Annotated in this window: 20 protein-coding genes; 15 read left to right on the forward strand and 5 right to left on the reverse strand. The window is 70.5% G+C overall.

From position 1 onward, the window contains the following. Positions 1-8 precede the first annotated feature (8 nt). A complete protein-coding gene (locus tag ACLLJJ_RS09890) occupies positions 9-1,616 on the reverse strand; it encodes an MFS transporter (RefSeq protein ID WP_434589039.1) in 1,608 nt (535 codons plus the stop codon). A 118-nt stretch (positions 1,617-1,734) separates the two neighbouring features. Between ACLLJJ_RS09890 and ACLLJJ_RS09895 the strand changes: the two genes are divergently transcribed. The 7 genes from ACLLJJ_RS09895 to ACLLJJ_RS09925 all read left to right on the forward strand — a co-directional run bounded on the left by ACLLJJ_RS09895 (position 1,735) and on the right by ACLLJJ_RS09925 (position 9,730). Beyond that, a complete protein-coding gene (locus ACLLJJ_RS09895; protein WP_434589041.1) occupies positions 1,735-2,415 on the forward strand; it encodes a TetR/AcrR family transcriptional regulator in 681 nt (226 codons plus the stop codon). Positions 2,416-2,500: 85 nt separating this feature from the next. Next, positions 2,501-3,712 carry an alpha/beta hydrolase gene (locus ACLLJJ_RS09900; protein WP_434589043.1) on the forward strand — a complete coding sequence of 404 codons (1,212 nt, stop codon included), beginning with the start codon at positions 2,501-2,503 and terminating at the stop codon, positions 3,710-3,712. 85 nt (positions 3,713-3,797) lie between these two features. Further along, on the forward strand, positions 3,798-4,757 hold the full coding sequence (locus tag ACLLJJ_RS09905) for a DUF4429 domain-containing protein (RefSeq protein WP_434589045.1): 960 nt from the start codon (positions 3,798-3,800) through the stop codon (positions 4,755-4,757). Positions 4,758-5,034: 277 nt separating this feature from the next. Continuing rightward, complete coding sequence (locus ACLLJJ_RS09910) at positions 5,035-6,360, forward strand: sensor histidine kinase (RefSeq protein ID WP_434589047.1); 1,326 nt, start codon at positions 5,035-5,037, stop codon at positions 6,358-6,360. Further along, positions 6,357-7,031 carry a response regulator gene (locus ACLLJJ_RS09915; protein ID WP_434589049.1) on the forward strand — a complete coding sequence of 225 codons (675 nt, stop codon included), beginning with the start codon at positions 6,357-6,359 and terminating at the stop codon, positions 7,029-7,031. Before ACLLJJ_RS09910 ends, ACLLJJ_RS09915 begins: the two co-directional genes overlap by 4 nt. 468 nt (positions 7,032-7,499) lie before the next feature. Continuing rightward, positions 7,500-8,516, forward strand: coding sequence for an alpha/beta hydrolase (locus tag ACLLJJ_RS09920; protein WP_434589051.1), 1,017 nt, complete (start codon positions 7,500-7,502; stop codon positions 8,514-8,516). Next, complete coding sequence (locus ACLLJJ_RS09925; protein WP_434589053.1) at positions 8,513-9,730, forward strand: acyltransferase family protein; 1,218 nt, start codon at positions 8,513-8,515, stop codon at positions 9,728-9,730. Before ACLLJJ_RS09920 ends, ACLLJJ_RS09925 begins: the two co-directional genes overlap by 4 nt. A 4-nt stretch (positions 9,731-9,734) precedes the next feature. Here ACLLJJ_RS09925 and ACLLJJ_RS09930 read toward each other — a convergent pair whose 3' ends face one another. Next, entirely contained in the window at positions 9,735-10,751 is a 1,017-nt protein-coding gene (locus ACLLJJ_RS09930; RefSeq protein ID WP_434589055.1) for an aldo/keto reductase, read from the reverse strand. 6 nt (positions 10,752-10,757) lie between these two features. Further along, on the reverse strand, positions 10,758-11,213 hold the full coding sequence (locus ACLLJJ_RS09935; protein ID WP_434589057.1) for a MerR family transcriptional regulator: 456 nt from the start codon (positions 11,211-11,213) through the stop codon (positions 10,758-10,760). Between the two features lie 85 nt (positions 11,214-11,298). On the opposite strand from ACLLJJ_RS09935, the gene ACLLJJ_RS09940 reads away from it, so the two are divergent. After that, complete coding sequence (locus ACLLJJ_RS09940) at positions 11,299-11,769, forward strand: GNAT family N-acetyltransferase (protein ID WP_434589059.1); 471 nt, start codon at positions 11,299-11,301, stop codon at positions 11,767-11,769. Between the two features lie 19 nt (positions 11,770-11,788). Continuing rightward, entirely contained in the window at positions 11,789-12,607 is an 819-nt protein-coding gene (locus ACLLJJ_RS09945) for a serine hydrolase domain-containing protein (protein ID WP_434589061.1), read from the forward strand. A gap of 3 nt (positions 12,608-12,610) precedes the next feature. On the opposite strand, the gene ACLLJJ_RS09950 is transcribed toward ACLLJJ_RS09945, so the two are convergent. Next, on the reverse strand, positions 12,611-13,267 hold the full coding sequence (locus ACLLJJ_RS09950; RefSeq protein ID WP_434589063.1) for a pirin family protein: 657 nt from the start codon (positions 13,265-13,267) through the stop codon (positions 12,611-12,613). A 57-nt stretch (positions 13,268-13,324) separates the two neighbouring features. On the opposite strand from ACLLJJ_RS09950, the gene ACLLJJ_RS09955 reads away from it, so the two are divergent. The 5 genes from ACLLJJ_RS09955 to fabF all read left to right on the forward strand — a co-directional run bounded on the left by ACLLJJ_RS09955 (position 13,325) and on the right by fabF (position 18,209). Beyond that, positions 13,325-14,524 (forward strand): PucR family transcriptional regulator, encoded by a 1,200-nt coding sequence (locus ACLLJJ_RS09955; protein ID WP_434589064.1) that lies wholly within the window; start codon positions 13,325-13,327, stop codon positions 14,522-14,524. A gap of 89 nt (positions 14,525-14,613) precedes the next feature. Continuing rightward, positions 14,614-15,534, forward strand: a complete 921-nt coding sequence (locus tag ACLLJJ_RS09960) for an ACP S-malonyltransferase (protein ID WP_434589066.1) — start codon at positions 14,614-14,616, stop codon at positions 15,532-15,534. Positions 15,535-15,548: 14 nt separating this feature from the next. Continuing rightward, a complete protein-coding gene (locus ACLLJJ_RS09965; protein WP_434589068.1) occupies positions 15,549-16,553 on the forward strand; it encodes a ketoacyl-ACP synthase III in 1,005 nt (334 codons plus the stop codon). Between the two features lie 66 nt (positions 16,554-16,619). After that, positions 16,620-16,868 (forward strand): acyl carrier protein, encoded by a 249-nt coding sequence (locus tag ACLLJJ_RS09970; protein ID WP_283518432.1) that lies wholly within the window; start codon positions 16,620-16,622, stop codon positions 16,866-16,868. 78 nt (positions 16,869-16,946) lie between these two features. After that, positions 16,947-18,209, forward strand: coding sequence for a beta-ketoacyl-ACP synthase II (gene fabF / locus ACLLJJ_RS09975; protein WP_434589070.1), 1,263 nt, complete (start codon positions 16,947-16,949; stop codon positions 18,207-18,209). 82 nt (positions 18,210-18,291) lie between these two features. On the opposite strand, the gene ACLLJJ_RS09980 is transcribed toward fabF, so the two are convergent. Next, the gene (locus tag ACLLJJ_RS09980; protein WP_434589072.1) at positions 18,292-18,786 is read right to left on the reverse strand and encodes a DUF3145 domain-containing protein; all 495 of its coding nucleotides are present in this window, start codon (positions 18,784-18,786) and stop codon (positions 18,292-18,294) included. A gap of 331 nt (positions 18,787-19,117) precedes the next feature. On the opposite strand from ACLLJJ_RS09980, the gene ACLLJJ_RS09985 reads away from it, so the two are divergent. Beyond that, a complete protein-coding gene (locus ACLLJJ_RS09985; RefSeq protein ID WP_434589074.1) occupies positions 19,118-20,035 on the forward strand; it encodes an SGNH/GDSL hydrolase family protein in 918 nt (305 codons plus the stop codon). Positions 20,036-20,070: the final 35 nt, after the last annotated feature.

Raw genomic sequence — 20,070 nt, forward strand, 5'->3', positions numbered from 1 at the left:
AGTGGGCGTCAGATGTGGGCCGTGCCCGCACCCGCCTCCGCGTTCTCCCCGCGCTTGGTCTGGGTGGCGACCAGCGCCGCGACCACCGCGACGCCACCGGCGACGGTGAAGGCGAAGCCCATGCCCGACACGAAAGTGTCATGGATGACACCCGTGATCTTGTCGAACATGTCCGGCGTCATGCCCGGCGCGTCCGCCAGCTGGGGCGGGACCGCGGCGAACTCGGCGGCCTCCTCCAGCTTCGGGTCGGGCGGCATCGGGATGCCGGCGTCCTTCCAGTTGCCCGCGAACTCGGCGCTGACCCTGGAGGACATCACGGCGCCCAGCACCGCGGTACCGAGGGCTCCGCCGACCTGCATCGCGGCCTGCTGAAGACCACCGGCCACACCGGAGAGCTCCAACGGCGCGTTGCCGACGATGACTTCGGTCGCGCCCACCATGACGGGGGCGAGGCCCAGGCCGAGCAGGGCGAACCAGACCGACATCGTCAGCGTGCCCGTACCGGACGACAGGGTCGACATGCCGAAGCAGGCGACGGCGGTGGCCACCATGCCGCCGACGAGCGGCACCCGCGGTCCGAACTTGGTAATGAGCAGGCCCGCGACCGGCGAGGAGACGATCATCATGGCCGTCAGGGGCAGCAGATGCAGACCGCTTTCGACGGGGCTCATCCCGTGGACGCCCTGGAGGTAGAACGTCACGAAGAACAGGCCGCCCATGAAGGCGAAGGCCATGAGCACCATGAGGACGACGCCCGCGCTGAGCGCCACCGAGCGGAACATCGCGAGGGGGACCAGCGGCTCCTTGACCTTGGTCTCCCAGATGGCGAAGAACAAGAAGAGCAGTACGGCGGCGCCGAGCCAGGCCCAGGTCCTGCCGTCGCCCCAGGTCCACTCACCGGCCTTGATGATCCCCCAGATGAGCGAGAACATCGCGCCGGAGAGCAGCAGGATGCCCAGGATGTCGAAGGACTTCGGCGCGTTCGCCGCGCGGTGGTCCTTGAGGATGACCAGGCCGAGGATCAGCGCGATGACGCCGACCGGCACGTTGATGAAGAACACCGACTGCCAGCTGACGTGCTCGACGAGCAGACCGCCGACGATCGGGCCGGCCGCCGTGGAGGCGCCGATGACCATGCCCCAGATGCCGATGGCCATGTTCAGCTTCTCGGCGGGGAAGGTGGCGCGCAGCAGGCCGAGCGCGGCGGGCATCAGCAGGGCGCCGAAGACGCCCTGGAGCACGCGGAAGACGATCACCAGCGTGACGCTGCTGGAGAGGCCGATCGCACCGGAGGCGAGAGCGAAGCCCGCGATGCCTATGAGGAAGGTCTGGCGGTGGCCGAAGCGGTCACCGAGCTTGCCCGCCGTGATCAGTGCGACGGCGAGCGCGAGAAGGTAGCCGTTGGTGATCCACTGGACGTCGGCCAGCGAGGCACCGAGGTCCTTCTGGATGGCGGGGTTGGCGATCGCGACGATCGTGCCGTCGAGCGCGACCATCATCACGCCGATCGCCACGGAGAAGAGCGTCAGCCAGGGATGGCCGCGAAGCCCCTTGGCGGGCGCGGACGCAGGATCCTGCGGCGGCGGCGCCTTGTCGATGGTGGTCTGACTAGTCATACGGTCGAGGCTAATGTCAGTCGCTGACAGTTGACAAATAAATTCACAAGTCAGTAATTGTCATGTAGCTCACAGGTAAGCTGAGCTGGACAAAAGGCAGAAAGAGGAACCAGCGGCAATGACCGAGCAGCGAGCGGCCACGGAGCCGACCGGGCTGCGCGAGCGGAAGAAGCAGCGCACCCGCGACGCCTTGTTGCGCGTCGCGCTCGAACTGTTCACCACGCAGGGGTACGAGCACACGACCGTCGACGAGATCACCGAGGCCGTCGAGGTCTCCCAGCGCACCTTCTTCCGCTACTTCGCCAACAAGGAGGAAGCGACCTTCGCCCTCCAGGAGATCGTGGAGTCGCGCTTCGTCGCCGAGCTGCGCGAGCGGCCCGCCGCGGAGAACCCGTTCGAAGCCATGCGCCGGGCCGTGTTCACGTCCTGGGACTCCATCGGCGAGGCCATCCAGGCCGTCGTATCCGTCGAGCTGCACATGCGTACGTACCAGATGATCGAGTCGACGCCCGTGCTGCTCGCCGCCCATCTGCGCCGCTCCACGGAGCTGGAGGAGCGGATCGCCCGGATCATCGCCGATCGCGAGGGCCTCGACGTGGACGCCGACCCGCGGCCCCGCATCGCCGTCGCCACGTTCACCGGCGTCATGCGCGTCTCCGGCCGGCTGTGGGGGCAGGGCCAGGACGCGAGCGTGGAAGCCATCAGGGCGCTGACCGAGCTCTACCTGGACCAGCTCGGACCGGCGCTCGCCACCAACTGGCGCGCCCCGGCGCGCACTCGGGGCAGACACACAGCGTGACGGTACAGGCACTGCGTCCGCTCGAAACGTGAGCTGCCTCACTGGTTTCGCGGAGAACGGCACCCATCTTCTAGGGTGGCGCGCAGTGACTTCCTTCGACTCCTCCCCCTCCCTCAACGCATGGCGCGCGCTGCTCGCTCTCGCCGTGGTGTTCGTCATGCTGGCCACCACGGGCTGGACCGCGATGCGCCACCACAAGAGCGATTCGGACCCCCGTGCGGCCTCCCTCGCCTCCTGGACCCGTGGAGGCGTCGACGGTCGCGAGCTGCCGGACGCCGGCTTGGCACCGGCCCGGCTCGCCCGCTTCTTCGCCACCCTCAGCGCGTCCCAGCGCGAGCACCTCGTCGACCGCTACCCGTTGGTCGTCGGCAACATGAACGGCGCCCCGCTCACCCTGCGCTACCGCGCCAACCATCGGGCGCTGGCCCAGGCGCGCACCGTGGAGCGATCGCGGACGCACGACGCGAAGCTCTCCGCGGCCGGCCGTCAGACGGCCGAGCGACGGTGGCACCGCTTCGGGTCGCTGATGGACCACGGTCGGCAGATCCTCGCCTTCGACCCGGCTGGCTCCGGACGGGTCGCCGAGGTCTTCGGTGATCTCGGAGGCGCGAGGCGGGTCTCGGTCGTCGTCCCGGGCGTCGACACCACTGCGGTGAACTTCGAGCGGACCCACCGCAAGTACAGCGCCCCCGTCGGCATGGCGACCTCGCTGTACGCCGCCGAGCGCGCCGCGTCGCCCGGGGCCCGTACCGCCGTCATCGCCTGGGCGGACTACACCGCGCCCTCCGGACTCGGCATGGACGCGGCCATCGGCAAGCCCGCCATGGACGGCTCGCAGCGGCTCAACGCGCTCGTCGCGGGGCTGCCCGGTGGCTCAAAGGTGTCGCTCTTCTGCCACAGCTACGGCTCCGTGGTGTGCGGCGTCGCCGCCCCCTCGCTGCCGCCGCGGGTCGCCGACATCGTGGCCTTCGGGAGCCCCGGCATGCGGGTCGAGAACGCGAAGCAGCTGAAGACCGGGGCGCGCGTCTGGGCCACCAGGGACGGTGACGACTGGATCCAGGACGTGCCGTACCTGGAGGTCGGAGGGCTCGGGCACGGCGCGGACCCGGTGTCGCCGGAGTTCGGTGCGCGGGTCGTCTCCGCGGCCGGCGCGGTCGGGCACACCGGCTATTTCGCGCCCGGCACGGAGAGCCTCAGCAACTTCGCCGAAATAGGCGTCGGTTCGTACCGCACGGTGAACTGTTCGAGCGGCGACGGGGCCTGTCGGAGTGGAATTTCCGGCGCGGACGAGGTCTGACGCGCGTAGATGTGCGCCGCGGCGGGAAAATTGCCCCCGACGCCCAGGGGCGACGCGGGGGCGCACGCCGCATACGATGAGCCACATGGGTGATGTGCTGGCCGGAATTCATGCCACCTGGGAGTTCGAAAGCGACTCCGTGCTCATCCGCTTCGAACGGGGGATCCGCACGCCGAAGCTCTTCCAGGCGCTCGGCGAACGACGTATACCCCACGAGGCGTTGGCGTCGGTGACCCTGACGCCGGGGAAGCGCGGGACAGTCGTTCTGCATGCGACGCCAAGACCCGGTGCGGACCCGCTGATGGAGGCCGCCGCCGGGCAGTTGAAGGACGGCTGCGACCCCTACCGGCTGGTGCTGCCCGCGGAGCGCGAGGTGCTCGCCGAGTACTACGCCGACGAGCTGCGCGCCATGCTCCTGCCGGAGGCGAAGGTCCCCACCGAGCGATTCCTGGTGGCCGCGCCCCAGGCCCCCCTGCAATTCAAGGCCTACGACGGCAAGGCGTCCTTCGACGGGTCGCAGGTGGCGTTCCGATGGTTCTGGACGGGCGCCTCCTCCGCGAAGTGGAAGGCGGGCGACCAGACCTTCCACATCCAGGACCTGAACGGGGTCGAGTGGCGCTCGCCCGACGTCTTCGACGGCTATCTGCGGCTGCTCCTCCGTGGGGACCTCGGCGGCCCCGCCGCGGCGGGGCCGGCTGCCGGCGGGGGCACGGGTCCGCGGCAGCCCGCCCAGGCCGATCAGGACCCGGCGGCCGTCGTCTTCGGGCTCGGCTACGGGCCGGTGCACGAGTCGCTGCCGTTCGCGGCGGCGGTGCTCGGCGCGGCGCGCAGCGGGGTCGGGGTGCCGTCGGACCCGGTGACCGCGACGCCGGTCGAGGCCCCGGGGGCACCCGTCGCCTCCCTCGCCCGCGTCACCACCGGCGGGCGGCGCGATCCCGCGGACATCGTGGAGCGGATACGGCACCTTGGGGATCTGCTGGAGGCGGGGCTCGTTACGGACGAGGAGTTCAGCGCGAAGAAGGCGGAGTTGCTGGCGGAGCTTTGAGGGGGCGCGGGCGGGGGCCCTCTTGGCGGGCTGCGTCCGGGGGTGGGGGGCGGCCCTGGGCGGAGTGGGTTGGCGGTTGAGGTGCGGGCCGGGTGGGGTGCGTTGGTTGGGGTGCGGGCCGGGGTGCGGTGCGGGCCCGGTGAGGTGCGGCCCCGGTGAGGTGCGGGCCCGGTGCGGTGCCTCGCCTGGAGCGCGGGCCCGTACCTGGGTATGACCCCGCTTGCCACTCCTTGGTATGACGCCCCGAGTGCGGTTCGCTGCCTACGCTGATCCGGTCATGACTCAGCCCCCCGCTCCCGCGTCCCCCGCCGACGGCCTGATCAGCGCCGGGCTCCGCCATCTGCGCACCCTCGCCCACGCCGTCAGCCACCCCTCCCACTCACCGACCCCCCTCTTCGCCGACGCGCCGAAACGCTGGCAGCGGCTGCTGCCGTACGGTGCCGTGCTCGTGCTCGTCTGCACCCTGCTGCCCGTGACGATCACCGTCCTGAACAATGACTACGGTGTCCCGGGCGGGCTGGCCGGGGCCATCGCCACCGCCCAGGCCGTGCCCCTGCTGCTGATCGGGCACCGGCCGCTCCAGGCCTGGTGGATCATCCTCCCCGCCAGTGTCGTCGGTGCGCTGTTCCTGCTCGACGGGCCCGACACGCACAGCAACTGGCCGTGGCCACCGCCCGTCATCGTCGGCTACCTCTTCCTGATGGTCGCGCTCGCGCTGCGCGAGACGCGTCGGACCCTGATCGGGGTCTGGCTCGTGACCTGCCTGACCGGTCTGGTGCTCGGGCAGCTCTACCCGGCGGAGAGCGACGGCACGAATCTGCTGATGATCGTGCTGAGCGCGGTGGTCCTGGTGGTCGGGGGCGCGGTGCGTGAGCGCGGCGACGCCCAGCGGCGGCTCATCGAGCAGGAGACCATCAGCGAGGCGGAGCGCTCGCGGAGCACGCTTCTGGAGGAGCGGACCCGTATCGCCCGTGAACTGCACGACATCGTCGCCCACCACATGTCGGTGATCACGGTGCAGGCCGACTCCGCGCCGTACCGGGTCGGCGATCTGTCGCCCGCCGCACAAGAGGAGTTCGCCTCCATCGCGGCGAGCGCGCGGGAGTCGCTGACCGAGATGCGGCGGCTGCTGTCCGTGCTGCGCAGCGAGGACTCGGCGGGAGGTGAGCGGGCCCCGCAACCCGGGCTGCACCGCCTCCAGCAGCTCGTCGAGGCGACGGTACGGGCCGGGGTGCCGGCCGAGCTGTCGCTCGCCGCGGATGTGGGGCCGCTGCCGCAGACCATCGACCTGTCGGCGTACCGCATCGTGCAGGAGGCGCTGGCGAATGTGGTGCGGCACGCTCCCGGCGCGACGACACGGGTGTCGGTCCGCTCGGACGGTACGGATCTGACGGTGCTGGTCGTCAACGGTCCTGCGGCGGAATCCACTTCGGGCCGCGCGTCTCCGGTGGAGGCCGGCGGGGCGGGTGGGCACGGGCTGGTCGGGATGCGTGAACGCGTACGGTTGACCGGCGGCACTCTCGACACCGGGCCGCTGCCCGACGGCGGCTTCCGGGTCGCCGCCCGGATCCCCATAGCCGCGAAGGGCTCCCCCTCCTCATGACCATCCGCGTGATCATCGTCGACGACCAGGCCATGGTGCGGGCGGGCTTCGCCGCGCTGCTCTCGGCGCAGAGCGACATCGATGTGGTGGGCGAGGCGCCGGACGGGCGGCGGGGGGTCGAGGTCAGCCGCGCGACCCATCCGGATGTGGTGCTGATGGATGTGCGGATGCCGGAGATGGACGGACTGGCCGCGGCGCGGGAGCTGTTGGATCCGCCGGTGGGGGTGGTGCACCGGCCGAAGGTGCTGATGCTGACCACTTTCGACGTGGACGACTATGTGTACGAGGCGTTGCGGGCGGGGGCGTCCGGGTTTCTGCTGAAGGACGCGCCGCCGGCCGACCTGATCTCGGCGGTGCGGGTGGTGGCTGCGGGCGAGGCGCTGCTCGCCCCTTCGGTGACGCGGCGGCTGATCGCGGACTTCGCGCGGCAGCGGCCGGCGCCGCGGAAGGACCCTTCGCTGCGGCTGAACGGGCTGACGCCGCGGGAGACGGAAGTGGTGGAGCTGATCGCGCGGGGGCTGTCGAACCAGGAGATCGCGGGGCGGCTGGTGCTGGCGGAGCAGACGGTGAAGACGCATATCGGGCGGGTTCTGGCGAAGCTGGGGCTGCGGGACCGGGCGCAGGTGGTGATCTTCGCTTACGAGGCGGGGGTGGTGACGCCGGGGGCGTGAACGGGGTGGTGGGTTGCGGGGTCGGTGAGTATCCGGGGGGGGGGCGGTGCGGGGGTGCGGTGCGGGGGTGCGTCTGGGGCCGGGGGCCGGGGCCTCCGGGAGCGGCGTCCGGGACTGCATGATTTAGGCGCACTGCGGGGCGTTGGGTCGTGGGCCGGGGAAGAGGCCCACAAATCACGCTTTACGTCCCGAACACCACTCCCTACGACCCCGCCCCCTCCCGCCGTCGATGCATGTCCCGATCCCGACCCCCTCGCCGGTCCCCGACCCGCCGTCGATGCGTGCGGCTCACCGACCCGACCCCTGGCCCACCATCGATGCGTGCGGCCCCGTGGTGCGTGTGGTTACCCCTACCCCCCGTACCCCAGTAGCACTTTCGACCTGGCTCCCCGGTGTGACGCCTCCGTATGCGTCGTCTTTCTACCTTCCTCTGCGTCAGCCGCCGGATGAGGAAGAGAGAAGGGCAGCATGCGCCGCTTCAAGAGGACCCTGGTCGCAGTCGCGGTCGCAGTCACCGTTGTTTCGGGTACCGCCGGGTGGGTGACCGGGAATGCTCAGGTGGCCGTCACCGGGGCGCCGCCCGGGGCCGCCGCCTGGCGGGCCGAGGGGTTGCCCGATCCGGTCACCAGCGGTCCTGGTCAAGTGGCCAGGTTCTTCGCGGGGTTGAGCGAGGCGCGGCGGACGGACCTGGCCCGGCGGCACCCGGCGGTCGTCGGTAACCTTGACGGCGCTCCCGTCGCATTGCGGTACGCGGCCAACTCCCGTTCCCTGAAGGCCGACGGGCGGCTCGCCCTCGCCGCGCCGGGGCGACAGATCCTTGCCTTCGATCCGCGTGGTCGCGGTCAAATCGCCGAAGTTTACGGAGACTTGGGTGCTGCGGAGCATGTGGCCGTCGTCGTTCCGGGGTCCGACATCGACGCGGGGACCTTCGACCGTAAGAGCGATGTGTACGGCACTCCGGCGGGGATGGCCGGGGCGTTGCACCGGGCCACCGGGCGCCGCGCCGCCGTGATCGCCTGGGCCGGGTACACCACTCCCGTCGGCGTCGGCGTCGATGCCGCGAGCGGGGCCCTCGCCGAGGCGGGTGCCGTGCGGCTCGGGCGGCTCGCCGACGGGCTCGACGCGACCGGTTCGCCGGATCCGGTCGTCTTCTGCCACAGCTACGGGTCCGTCGTCTGCGGGCTCGCCGCTCCCCGGCTCGACGCCTCCGACGTGGTTGTGCTGGGCTCCCCCGGCATGCGCGTGAGCAGCGTGGATGAGCTGGACACCCGTGCTCGGGTGTGGGCGGCGAAGGATCCCGACGACTGGATCTCGAAGGTCCCGCATGTGGAGTTCGCCGGGCTCGGGCACGGCGCCGATCCGGCCGAGCCCTCCTTCGGCGCCCGCCGCGTACCGGCTGAGGACGCGCAGGGCCACACCGGGTATTTCGCGCCCGGCACCGAGTCTCTTCGTACCTTCGCCGCCATTGCCGAGGGGGAGCTGTGAGGACCGCCGAGCGACTGCGCGTCGTCGCGTCGAAGATTGATGCCGGGACCCCCGCTCACCGTGACCGTGCCATCGACGGGCTGCGGGCGCTCGCCCTGCTGGCCGTGCCCACGGGGCACTGGATGCTCGGCGGCTTCACGCTGGACGACGGCGCCCTGCGCAACGCCAGTCCGCTCGCGTCGTTCGAGTTCTTCGCGCCGCTGAGCTGGGTGCTCCAGATGCTGGGCATCTTCTTCCTGGTTGGCGGCTACGCCTCGGCGCTCTCCTACCGGCGCTCCACCGGGCGCGGCCAGTCCACCCGTGAGTGGCTCAAGGGGCGCGTGACCCGGCTGGGGCGGCCCGTCCTCGGGGTGAGCGCCGTCTGGGCGGCGATGATTCCCGTGCTGTACGCGCTGGGCGTGCCCGAAGCGACCCTGCGGACCGGGGCGACGCTCGTCATTCAGCCGCTGTGGTTCGTGGGGGTGTATGTGGGGGTCACTGCCCTGACGCCGGTATGCATGCGTGCGAGTCGGGCCATGGGCGGGTGGGCCGCGCTGCCTCTGGTGGCCGCTGTCGCCGTGGTGGACTTTCTGCGGTACGGGCCGTTCGCCGACTCCGTGCCGTCCTGGATCAGTCTGCTGAATCTGCTGCCCGGGTGGCTCTTCGCGTACCAACTCGGCGTCTCCTGGGGCGAGAAGCGCGTCGGCAGGCGTGGGGGTGCGCTGTTGATGGTGGCGGGCGCCGTTCTGTTCGCCGTGTTGTTGGTCGTCTTTCACTATCCGGCTTCGATGGTCGGTGTGCCGGGTGAGGCGCGTACCAACTCGCATCCGCCGTCGCTGCTCGTCGTCGCACTGGCAGCCACCCAGTGCGGCGCCGCGATCCTGCTGCGCGACCGGATCGGGAAGCTGCTGCGCCGTCCCGCGGTGTGGGCGCCGGTTGTTGTCGTCAATCTGTCCGCGATGACCATTTTGTGCTGGCATCAGACGGCGATGCTCACCGCCGCGGTTCCCGGTTCCTTCCTCGGTACGGTCCCGGGGCTGACCGGCGCCCCCGACTCGCTCGGCTGGATCCTGGCGAGGGTGCTGTGGCTGCCGGTGTTCGCTGCGCTGCTGGTCGCGATCGGGCGATACGCACGGCGCTTCGACGCGCCCTGGAAGTCCGGGACGGAGGCCCGCCGTGCGGCGGCGGGCCTCCTCGCGGCGGGCTTCGCGGTGTTCGCCCTGGGGCTGGCGTGAGCCCTTACTCGCGGCCCGCGGACGTGAAGGACATGTCCGCGTACCGGCCGCCGGCGACCTGGCCCGCGATCGGTTCGAGCAGCGCCAGCTCTTCGGCGGAGAGCGTCAGCCGGGTCGCGGCGGCGTTCTCCTCCACCCGGGTGCGCTTGCGCGTTCCGGGGATCGGGACGACGGCGAGGTCGTGCAGCTGAGCCTGCTGCTGCACCCAGGCCAGTGCGATCTGCCCGAGTGTCGCGCCGCGCGCCTCGGCGAGCTCGCGTACGGGGGCGAGCAGTTCGGCGTTGGCGGTGGCGTTGTCGCCGGTGAAGCGGGGCTGCTGGCGGCGGAAGTCCGCCTCGCTGAGGTCCTTGTCTGCGCTGACGAACGCGCCGGTGAGGAAGCCGCGGCCGAGCGGCGAGTACGGCACGAGCGCGACGCCGAGCTCGGCGGCGGTGGGTACCACCCCGGCCTCGATGTCGCGGCTGAACAGCGACCACTCCGACTGGACGGCCGCGATCGGGTGCACGGCCTGCGCGGCGCGCAGCTCGCCGCCGGTGACCTCGCTGAGGCCGAGGTGCTTGACCTTGCCCTCGCGGACCAGCTCGGCCATCACGCCGACGGTCTCCTCGATGGGGACGTTCACATCGCGCCGGTGCATGTAGTAGAGGTCGATCTCGTCCACGCCGAGGCGCTGGAGGCTTCCCTCGACGCACTCACGGATGTAGCCCGCGTCATTGCGGATGATCCGCTTCGTCGGGTCGTTCGGGTCCATCGCCAGGGCGAACTTGGTGGCGATGACGATCTCGTCGCGGTGCGCCTTCACGAACGGCGCGAGGAACTTCTCGTTCTCGCCGGCGGCGTACGCGTCCGCCGTGTCGTAGAAGGTGACACCGAGGTCCAGGGCGCGCTCCAGGGTGGCCCGCGCCTCGTCGGCGTCCGTGGGTCCGTACGCGAAACTCATGCCCATGCAGCCGAGGCCCTGCACGCCGACCTGCGGTCCACCGGTTCCGAGCCGTACTTTTTCGATCTTGCTGTCACTCATGGGTGGTCAGACCCTCTCCGACGCCCGCCGGGCGTCCGCGTAATAGTCGATCTTGTAGTCGAGTACTGCGAGCGTGTCCTGAAGCTCGGCGATCCGCACCCGCACGTCCCTCCGTGTCGCTTCGAGGAGCTCGTGCCGCGCCGCCATCGTGTGCTCGCCCTCCCGCACCATCTCGGCGTACCGCACCATGTCCGCGACGGACATTCCGGTCAGCCGCAGCTTGCCGACGAGGCCCAGCCAGTCCAGGTCCCCGTTGGTGAAACGGCGCTGGCCGGTGTGCGAGCGGTCCACGTGCGACACCAGGCCGATCCGCTCGTACCAGCGCAGGGTGTGCGCGGTGAGCCCGGTGTGCGTCGCGACTTCGCTGATCGTGTAGTGGTCGTGGCCTTCGGGGCGCGGGTGCGCGGGGGGTTCCGCGTCGCAGGCGACGGCGGTCGCTGGGGCGGTCTCCATCACGGTCATGACCACCACGCTAAGACCTTGGAGTGCACTCGAAGCAAGCAAAAACCTGCGGAGTTTTGCCGATGGGCCGGTTAGCCTCCGTCCCATGAGCCTCGTACGACGCGCGACCCCCGATGACGCCGGCGAAGTGATCCGACTGCGTCAAGTCATGATCGACTCGGTTTTCGCCTCCAGTACGTCCACGGAATGGCACGCCGAGTCGACGGCGACCGTACGCGAGAAGCTGACTGACCCGGCAGGGAATTTCGCTGTATTCGTCGTCGACCGGCCGGACCGGCCCGGCGGCTTGGCCGCCCTGGCCGTCGGCACGATCGAATACCGCATCGGGCGCGCGGGCAACCCGCACGGCGCCAACGGCTACGTCTTCAGCGTCGCCACCGACCCGGACCAGCGCCGCCGCGGCCACGCCCGTACGTGCATGGCGGCGCTGCTCGACTGGTTCCGTGAGCGTGGCGCGGTGAGCGTGGACCTCAACGCCTCCGCGGAGGCCGAGCCGCTGTACGCCTCGCTCGGCTTCGTCAGGAAGCCCGACCCCTCGATGCGGCTGAACCTCTAGAGCCTTTACGCTCGTACGCATGGACAGCGTGCGGATGATCGAGAACTGGCCGGTACCCACCGCGGCGACCGCCGTCGTACGCGCGGACGGCACCATCGCCGGTGCGCACGGACCCACCGCGCACCGCTTTCCGCTCGCGTCCGTCACCAAGCCGCTCGCCGCGTACGCCGCTCTCGTCGCGTACGAGGAAGGCGCCGTCGAGCTCGACGAGCCGGCCGGGCCCGAGGGCTCCACGGTCCGGCATCTGCTGGCGCACACCAGCGGCCTCGCCTTCGACGAGCACCGGGTGATGGCGCCGCCCGGCGAGCGCAGGCTCTACTCCAACGCGGGCTTCGAGGTCCTCGGCGACCACATCGCGAAGGCCACCGACATCCCCTTCGCCGAGTATCTGCGCCAGGCCGTGCTGGAGCCGCTCGGCATGGGCGGCACCACACTCGACGGCTCCCCCGCCAAGGACGGCGTCTCGACCGTCGACGACCTGGCGCGCTTCGCCGCCGAACTCCAGGCGCCCCGCCTGCTCGACGTCCGTACGGTCGCCGAGGCGACGGCGGTCGTCCACCCCGGCCTCAAGGGCGTACTCCCCGGCTACGGCCACCAGAACCCGAACGACTGGGGCCTGGGCTTCGAGATCCGCGACGGCAAGTCCCCGCACTGGACGGGCAGTTCGTCCTCACCGCGCACCTTCGGGCACTTCGGCCAGTCCGGCACGTTCCTGTGGGTCGACCCGGACGCCGGCGCGGCCTGCGTGGCGCTGAGCGACCGCGCCTTCGGCCCGTGGGCCGCCGAGGTCTGGCCGCCCTTCACGGACGCGGTGCTCGCGGAGCTGCGCGCCGCCTAGGACTCAGCCGGCCAGCTCCCACAGGAGCAGTTCGGCCGCGCTCGTGGCGACCAGCTCCAAGTCCTTCGCGTCCGTCACGCGCAGGGAGTCACCGGGGCCCAACTCCTCGCCGCCGCACCGCACTCGACCGCGTACGACATGGACGTAGACCCGTTCCGCGTCCGGCAGCGCCGTGCGCTCGTCCGGGGCCAGGCGGCGCACGTGCAGCATCGCGCCGGCCGCCGGGACGGCGTACGGCGTGGAGTCGGCGATGCCGCGCACGATCTCGTACGACGGCTCTCCACCCGGCTCCACGGGCGCCAGCCACATCTGGACGAAGCGCAGCGGCGCGTCGCCGTCGTTGCGCTCCACGTGGCGCACTCCGGCGCCCGCGCTGAGCCGCTGCACGTCCCCGGGGCGCACGACCGTGGCGTGGCCCGCCGAGTCGCGGTGCGTCAGCTCGCCCTCGATCACCCAGGTGATGATCTCGGTGTGGCTGTGGGGGTGCTCGTCGAAGCTCGCGCGGGGGTCGAGCAGCTCCTCGTTGCAGGCCAGCATCGCGCCGAAGCGGAGATTGTCGGGGTCGTAGAAGCGCCCGAAGGAAAAGGCATGGAGGGACTCGATGCCCGAGGAAGTTTCGCCGCCACGGAAGCGGTCGGCCGAGCGGCGTGCGGAAATCACGAAGCCCACGGTAGCCCGGCCCGTCGCGCAGCCGTCCCGATAAGGCAGTCTTGTCGCGTGCCCCGATCCGATGCTGAGCAGTCCGCCTCGAACGCCGCCCATCTGCATGCCGTGACCCTGCGCCGGCTGGAGAAGTCCGCCGGCCGGCTCGCGGCGAACGCGATCGCCCGCATGGACGAGTCCCTGCCCTGGTACCGGGCCATGCCACCGGAGAACCGGTCCTGGATCGGCCTGGTCGCCCAGGCCGGTATCGCCGCGTTCACCGAGTGGTTCCGGCATCCGGAGGCCCCGCAGGCCATCTCCACCGATGTCTTCGGCACCGCGCCGCGCGAACTGACCCGGGCGATCACCCTGCGCCAGACAGTCGAGATGGTGCGCACCACCATCGAGGTCATGGAGACGGCGATCGACGACATCGCCGCCCCCGGCGACCAGGGCGTGCTGCGCGAAGCCCTGCTGGTGTACGCCCGTGAGATCGCCTTCGCGACCGCCCAGGTGTACGCCCAGGCCGCCGAGGCCCGTGGCGCCTGGGACGCCCGCCTGGAATCCCTCGTGGTCAACGCCGTGCTGTCCGGCGAGGCCGACGAGGGCGCCGTGTCCCGGGCCGCCGCCCTCGGCTGGAACTCCCCCGAGCACGTTTGTGTCGTCCTCGGGACCGCCCCCGAGGGCGACAGCGAGCTGACGGTCGAGGCGATCCGCCGGGCCGCCCGGCACGCCAAGCTCCAGGTGCTGACCGGGGTGCTCGGCAACCGGCTCGTCGTCATCGCGGGCGGCAGCGACAATCCGCTCCAGGTCGCGAAGGCGCTGATCGGGCCGTACGCCGCCGGGCCCGTGGTCGCCGGGCCCGTGGTGCCCACCCTGCTCGCCGCCACCCGGTCCGCGCAGGCCGCCGCCGCCGGACTCAAGGCGTGCCTGGCGTGGCAGGACGCCCCGCGGCCGGTCCTCGCGGACGATCTGCTGCCGGAGCGGGCCATCGCGTCGGACCCGGCCGCCAGGGATCAGTTGGTGGAGGAGATCTACAGACCGCTGGAGGAGGCGGGCTCGGCGCTCCTGGAGACTCTGAGTGTCTATCTGGAGCAGGCGAGCAGCCTCGAAGGCGCGGCCCGGATGCTCTTCGTGCACCCCAACACCGTGCGCTACCGGCTCCGACGTGTGACGGACGTCACCGGCTGGTCTCCCTCCGACGTGCGTTCCGCGTTCACATTGCGCATCGCCCTGATCCTGGGACGTCTGGCCGCAGGGGATCCGCAGTCCTAGACTTTTGTCGGACATCAACAATTCCCCCGACGGTTCTTCGTCCCTGTCCCCACGGGCACAGGGGGCCGTCCACAAGAGAGAGTGTGAGGGTGCTCGTACTCGTCGCTCCCGGCCAAGGCGCTCAGACGCCCGGCTTCCTGACTCCCTGGCTCGACCTCCCCGGCGCCGCCGACCGGCTCGCCGACTGGTCCGACGCCATCGGGCTCGACCTTGTCCACTTCGGCACCCAGGCCGACGCGGACGCGATCCGCGACACCGCGGTCGCCCAGCCCCTGCTGGTCGCCGCCGGGCTGCTGACCGCCGCCGCGCTGGATGTGCGCGCTGACGTGTCCGTGGTCGCCGGTCACAGCGTCGGTGAGATCACCGCCGCCGCGTACGCCGGAGTGCTCACCGAAGAGGCCGCGCTCGGTTTCGTACGCACCCGTGGTCTGGGCATGGCCCAGGCCGCCGCGGTCACCGAGACCGGCATGGCCGCGCTCCTCGGCGGTGACGCCGAGACCGTCTTCGCGCATCTGGAAAGGCTGGGTCTGACCCCGGCCAATGTGAACGGCGCGGGCCAGGTCGTGGCCGCGGGCACGGCGGAGCAGCTCGCCGCGCTCGCCGAGGACAAGCCCGAGGGCGTACGCCGCGTCGTACCGCTCAAGGTCGCCGGAGCCTTCCACACCCGGCACATGGCTCCCGCGGTCGCCGAACTCGGCAAGGCCGCACAGGACCTCGTGGTCTCCGACCCGAGCGTGACCTATGTCTCGAACGCCGACGGCAGGACCGTCGCCACCGGCGCCGAGGTCGTCGCCCGCCTGGTCAGCCAGGTCTCCAACCCGGTCCGCTGGGACCTGTGCATGGAGACCTTCAACGAGCTGGGCGCCACCACGCTCATCGAGCTCTGCCCGGGCGGCACGCTGACCGGCCTCGCCAAGCGCGCCATGCCCGGTGTGAAGACCGTCGCGCTCAAGACCCCCGACGACCTCGACGCGGCCCGGGCGCTCATCGCCGAGCACGCGGCCCGATAGGAGCCCGAGAGAGCATGTCGAAGATCAAGCCCAGCAAGGGCGCCCCGTACGCGCGCATCATGGGCGTCGGCGGCTACCGTCCGACCCGTGTGGTGCCCAACGAGGTGATCCTCGAGACGATCGACTCGTCCGACGAGTGGATCCGCTCCCGCTCCGGCATCGCGACCCGCCACTGGGCCTCCGACGAGGAGACCGTGGCGGCGATGTCCATTGAGGCCGCGGGCAAGGCGATCGCCGACGCCGGGATCACCCCCGAGCAGGTGGGCGGCGTCATCGTCTCCACCGTCTCGCACTTCAAGCAGACCCCGGCCGTCGCGACCGAAATCGCGTTCAAGATCGGCGCGATCAAGCCCGCCGCCTTCGACATTTCCGCCGGATGCGCCGGCTTCGGCTACGGCCTGACCCTCGCCAAGGGGATGGTCGTCGAAGGCAGTGCCGAGTACGTTCTCGTCATCGGCGTGGAGCGGCTCTCGGACCTGACCGACCTGGAGGACCGCGCGACGGCCTTCCTGTTCGGTGACGGCGCGGGCGCCGTCGTCGTCGGACCCGCCACGGAACCGGCCATGGGCCCGACCGTGTGGGGTTCCGAGGGCGACAAGTCCGACACCATCAAGCAGACCGTGCCGTGGTCGGACTACCGCAACGGTGGTGTGGTCGCGAAGTTCCCGGCCATCACGCAGGAGGGCCAGGCGGTTTTCCGCTGGGCCGTCTTCGAGATGGCGAAGGTCGCCCAGCAGGCACTGGACGCGGCCGGGATCAGCGCGGACGACCTGGACGTCTTCATTCCGCACCAGGCAAATATGCGGATCATCGATTCGATGGTGAAGACTCTGAAACTGCCGGAACATGTCACGGTCGCCCGTGACATCGAAACCACCGGCAACACCTCGGCAGCCTCGATTCCGCTCGCGATGGAGCGGCTTCTGGCGACCGGGCAGGCGAAGAGCGGCGACACAGCTCTCGTCATTGGCTTCGGGGCGGGTCTCGTCTACGCCGCGACGGTCGTTACCCTCCCCTAGGCACGTCCGGAACATCCGGGCTTGTCGCCACCACACCCCTGTGTTCAACACCGAAGGAGCGCCAACATGGCCGCCACTCAGGAAGAGATCGTCGTCGGTCTCGCCGAGATCGTCAACGAGATCGCCGGGATCCCCACCGAGGACGTCCAGCTGGACAAGTCCTTCACCGACGACCTGGACGTCGACTCGCTGTCCATGGTCGAGGTTGTCGTCGCCGCCGAAGAGCGCTTCGACGTCAAGATCCCCGACGAGGACGTCAAGAACCTCAAGACGGTCGGCGACGCTGCCGGCTACATCCTGAAGAACCAGGCCTGACCAGGCTGTTCGTGTGTCGCCACCCGGCGGTGGCGCCGTAAAAATTCAGCACCCTCTACACGTGGAGAAAGAATTCCTGTGAGCCCGACCAATCGCACCGTGGTCGTCACCGGTATCGGCGCAACAACACCGCTGGGTGGCGACGCCGCATCGACCTGGGAAGGCCTGATGGCGGGACGCTCCGGCATCAAGCCCCTCGAGGGCGAGCGCTTCGCCGAACTGCCCGTCCGGATCGCGGCCCTCGCGGCCGTCGATCCCTCCGAGGTGCTGCCCCGGCCGCTGGCCCGCAAGCTGGACCGCTCGGCGCAGTTCGCGCTGGTCGCGGCCCGTGAGGCGTGGGCCGACGCCGGTTTCACCGGCAAGGCGGGTGACGACGAGAAGGTCCGCCCCGAGCGGCTCGGATCGGTCATCGCCTCCGGCATCGGCGGCGTGATCACCCTGCTCGACCAGTACGACGTACTCAAGGAAAAGGGTGTGCGTCGCGTCTCGCCGCACACCGTGCCGATGCTCATGCCGAACGGTCCTGCCGCCAATGTCGGCCTGGAGGTGAACGCCCAGGCGGGCGTGCACACCCCGGTCAGCGCGTGCGCGTCCGGTGCCGAGGCCATTGGCTACGCCGTCGAGATGATCCGCACCGGCCGCGCCGATGTGGTCGTCGCCGGTGGCACGGAAGCGGCGATCCATCCGCTGCCGATCGCGGCGTTCGCCAACATGATGGCGATGTCCAAGAACAACGACGAACCCCAGAAGGCTTCGCGCCCGTACGACAAGGCCCGGGACGGCTTCGTCCTGGGCGAGGGCGCGGGCGTCGTCATCCTGGAGTCCGCCGAGCACGCGGCGGCGCGGGGTGCCCGGGTGTACTGCGAGGTGCTGGGCCAGGGGCTGTCCGCGGACAGCCACCACATCGCCCAGCCCGAACCGAGTGGGCGCGGCATCGCCACGGCGATGCAGAACCTGCTCGACAACACCGACCTCAAGCCGTCCGAGATCGTGCACCTCAACGCGCACGCCACCTCGACGCCGCAGGGCGACATCGCCGAGATCAAGGCGCTGCGCCGGGTGCTGGGCGAGGACCTCGACCACATCGCGGTATCCGGTACGAAGTCGATGACCGGGCACCTGCTGGGTGGCGCCGGCGGCATCGAGACCGTCGCGACGGTGCTGGCGCTGCACCACCGGATGGCTCCGCCGACCATCAATGTCGACAACCTCGACGAAGAGGTCGACGCGGACATCGTGCGGGCCGAGCCTCGTGCGCTGCCCGAGGGGTCGATCTCCGCGATCAACAACTCGTTCGGATTCGGTGGACACAACGTGGTGCTCGCACTGCGGTCCGTCTGACCCGAAGCCCTGAGGCCCGCCTCCCTGTACCTGGGGAGGCGGGCCTCAGCTTTTTCCGCGGCGTCGCGGGCGGGCCCGGGCCTCACACCACCTGGTGGAGCCAGCGGACGGGTGCGCCCTCTCCCGCGTAGCGGAAAGGTTCCAGCTCGTCGTCCCAGGGCTTGCCAAGGAGCTTGGCGATCTCCACCTCCAGGTCCGTCTCGCCCTGTACCGATCTCGCGAGCGCGGCCCGCAGCCGGTCCTCGGGGATCAGGATGTCGCCGTGGATTCCGGTGACGGCGTGGAAGATGCCCAGTTCGGGCGTGGCACTGTAGCGCTCGCCCTCCGCCGTGGGGCACGGCTCCGCCGTCACCTCGAAGCGCAGCAGGTGCCAGCCGCGCAGCGCGGAGGCGAGCTGGGAGGCGGTGCCGGGCTGAGCCTGCCAGGAGAATTCGGCTCGCCAGGTACCGGGCGAGGCCGGTTGCCTGATCCAGTCGAGATTGACTCGCACACCGAGTACGCCCGCCACTGCCCATTCGACATGCGGGCACAGCGCGCGCGGCGCGGAGTGAACGTACAGAACGCCACGTGTCGTCACCGGGACCTCCAGTGTGGGACGAGGTTCGCCTTCCCCAGCGGCCTCGCGTCCGTACCGGTCGCGGTGAGGACAGCACCAGACATTCTGCCCCACAGGCCACAACCGGGCCGGCTCCCGAGGTTGCCAACAGTAAACAGCATCGGGAGCGAATCTCCTGAAATGGGACAGTATGTGACGTGTTGTAATTTACCGGAACCGCGGTGGCCGTGATGCCGCTGGTTCGACGGGGAAAAGCTATCGTGCGGCGGCGTCCGGTGGGTGACGTACTGTCGGTCCGAGGAGTCGGACGCGTGAATGCGCGCACCCACCGGGCACGCGAAGGGGATCAGGGATGCGGGGACAACGCCGGAGCCGTGGGTCGCGCGGCGTCACCGCCGCTGCCCTGGCGGTCGCGGTCCTCGTCCCCCTCGGCGCCCTCGCCGGCTGCGATTCCGCCGACGAACCGGGCACCGGCGCGTCGTCCGCCGAGCGCCGCCCCTCCCCCAGCCCCACGCCCACCTGGGACACCAGCCCGGCCTCCATCGCCGCGCTCGGCGACTCCATCACCCGCGGCTTCGACGCCTGTACGGTGCTCGCGGACTGCCCCGAGGTGTCCTGGGCGACCGGCAGCGACGCCAAGGTGCGCAGTCTCGCCTCACGGCTGCTCGGCGCGAAGAGCGGCACCACGCGCAGCTGGAACCACGCGAAGTCCGGCGCCCGCATAGCCGAGCTGCCCGCGCAGATGACGCGGGCGGTGGCCGAGAAGCCGGAGCTGGTGACGGTCATGGTGGGCGCGAACGACGCCTGTCGCGACACCGTCTCGCACATGACATCGGTGGCTGACTTCCGGTCATCCTTCGAGACCTCGATGAAGAAACTGCGCGAAGGTCTGCCCAGGACACAGGTGTATGTGTCGAGCGTGCCGGACCTCAAGCGCCTGTGGTCCGAGGGGCGGACCAATCCGCTGGGCAAGCAGATCTGGAAGCTGGGGATCTGCCAGTCGATGCTCGGCGACCCCGACGTCATGGACGCGGCCGCGACGCAGCGCCGCGACACCGTGCAGGACCGGGTCGTCGCGTACAACAAGGTCCTCAAGGATGTGTGCGCGAAGGACCGGCACTGCCGGTACGACGGCGGGGCGGTCTTCGACTTCCGCTTCACGGGCGACCAGCTGAGCCAGTGGGACTGGTTCCATCCCAGCAGGAACGGTCAGCAGCGGCTGGCCGAGATCGCCTACCGCAACATCACGGCGAAAGAGCCGCCCGCATAGGCTTTCCGATCATGACCGCGGAACTCTTCGGCACG

The organism is Streptomyces sp. A5-4 (genome assembly GCF_051131715.1).
Taxonomy (GTDB): Bacteria; Actinomycetota; Actinomycetes; order Streptomycetales; family Streptomycetaceae; genus Streptomyces.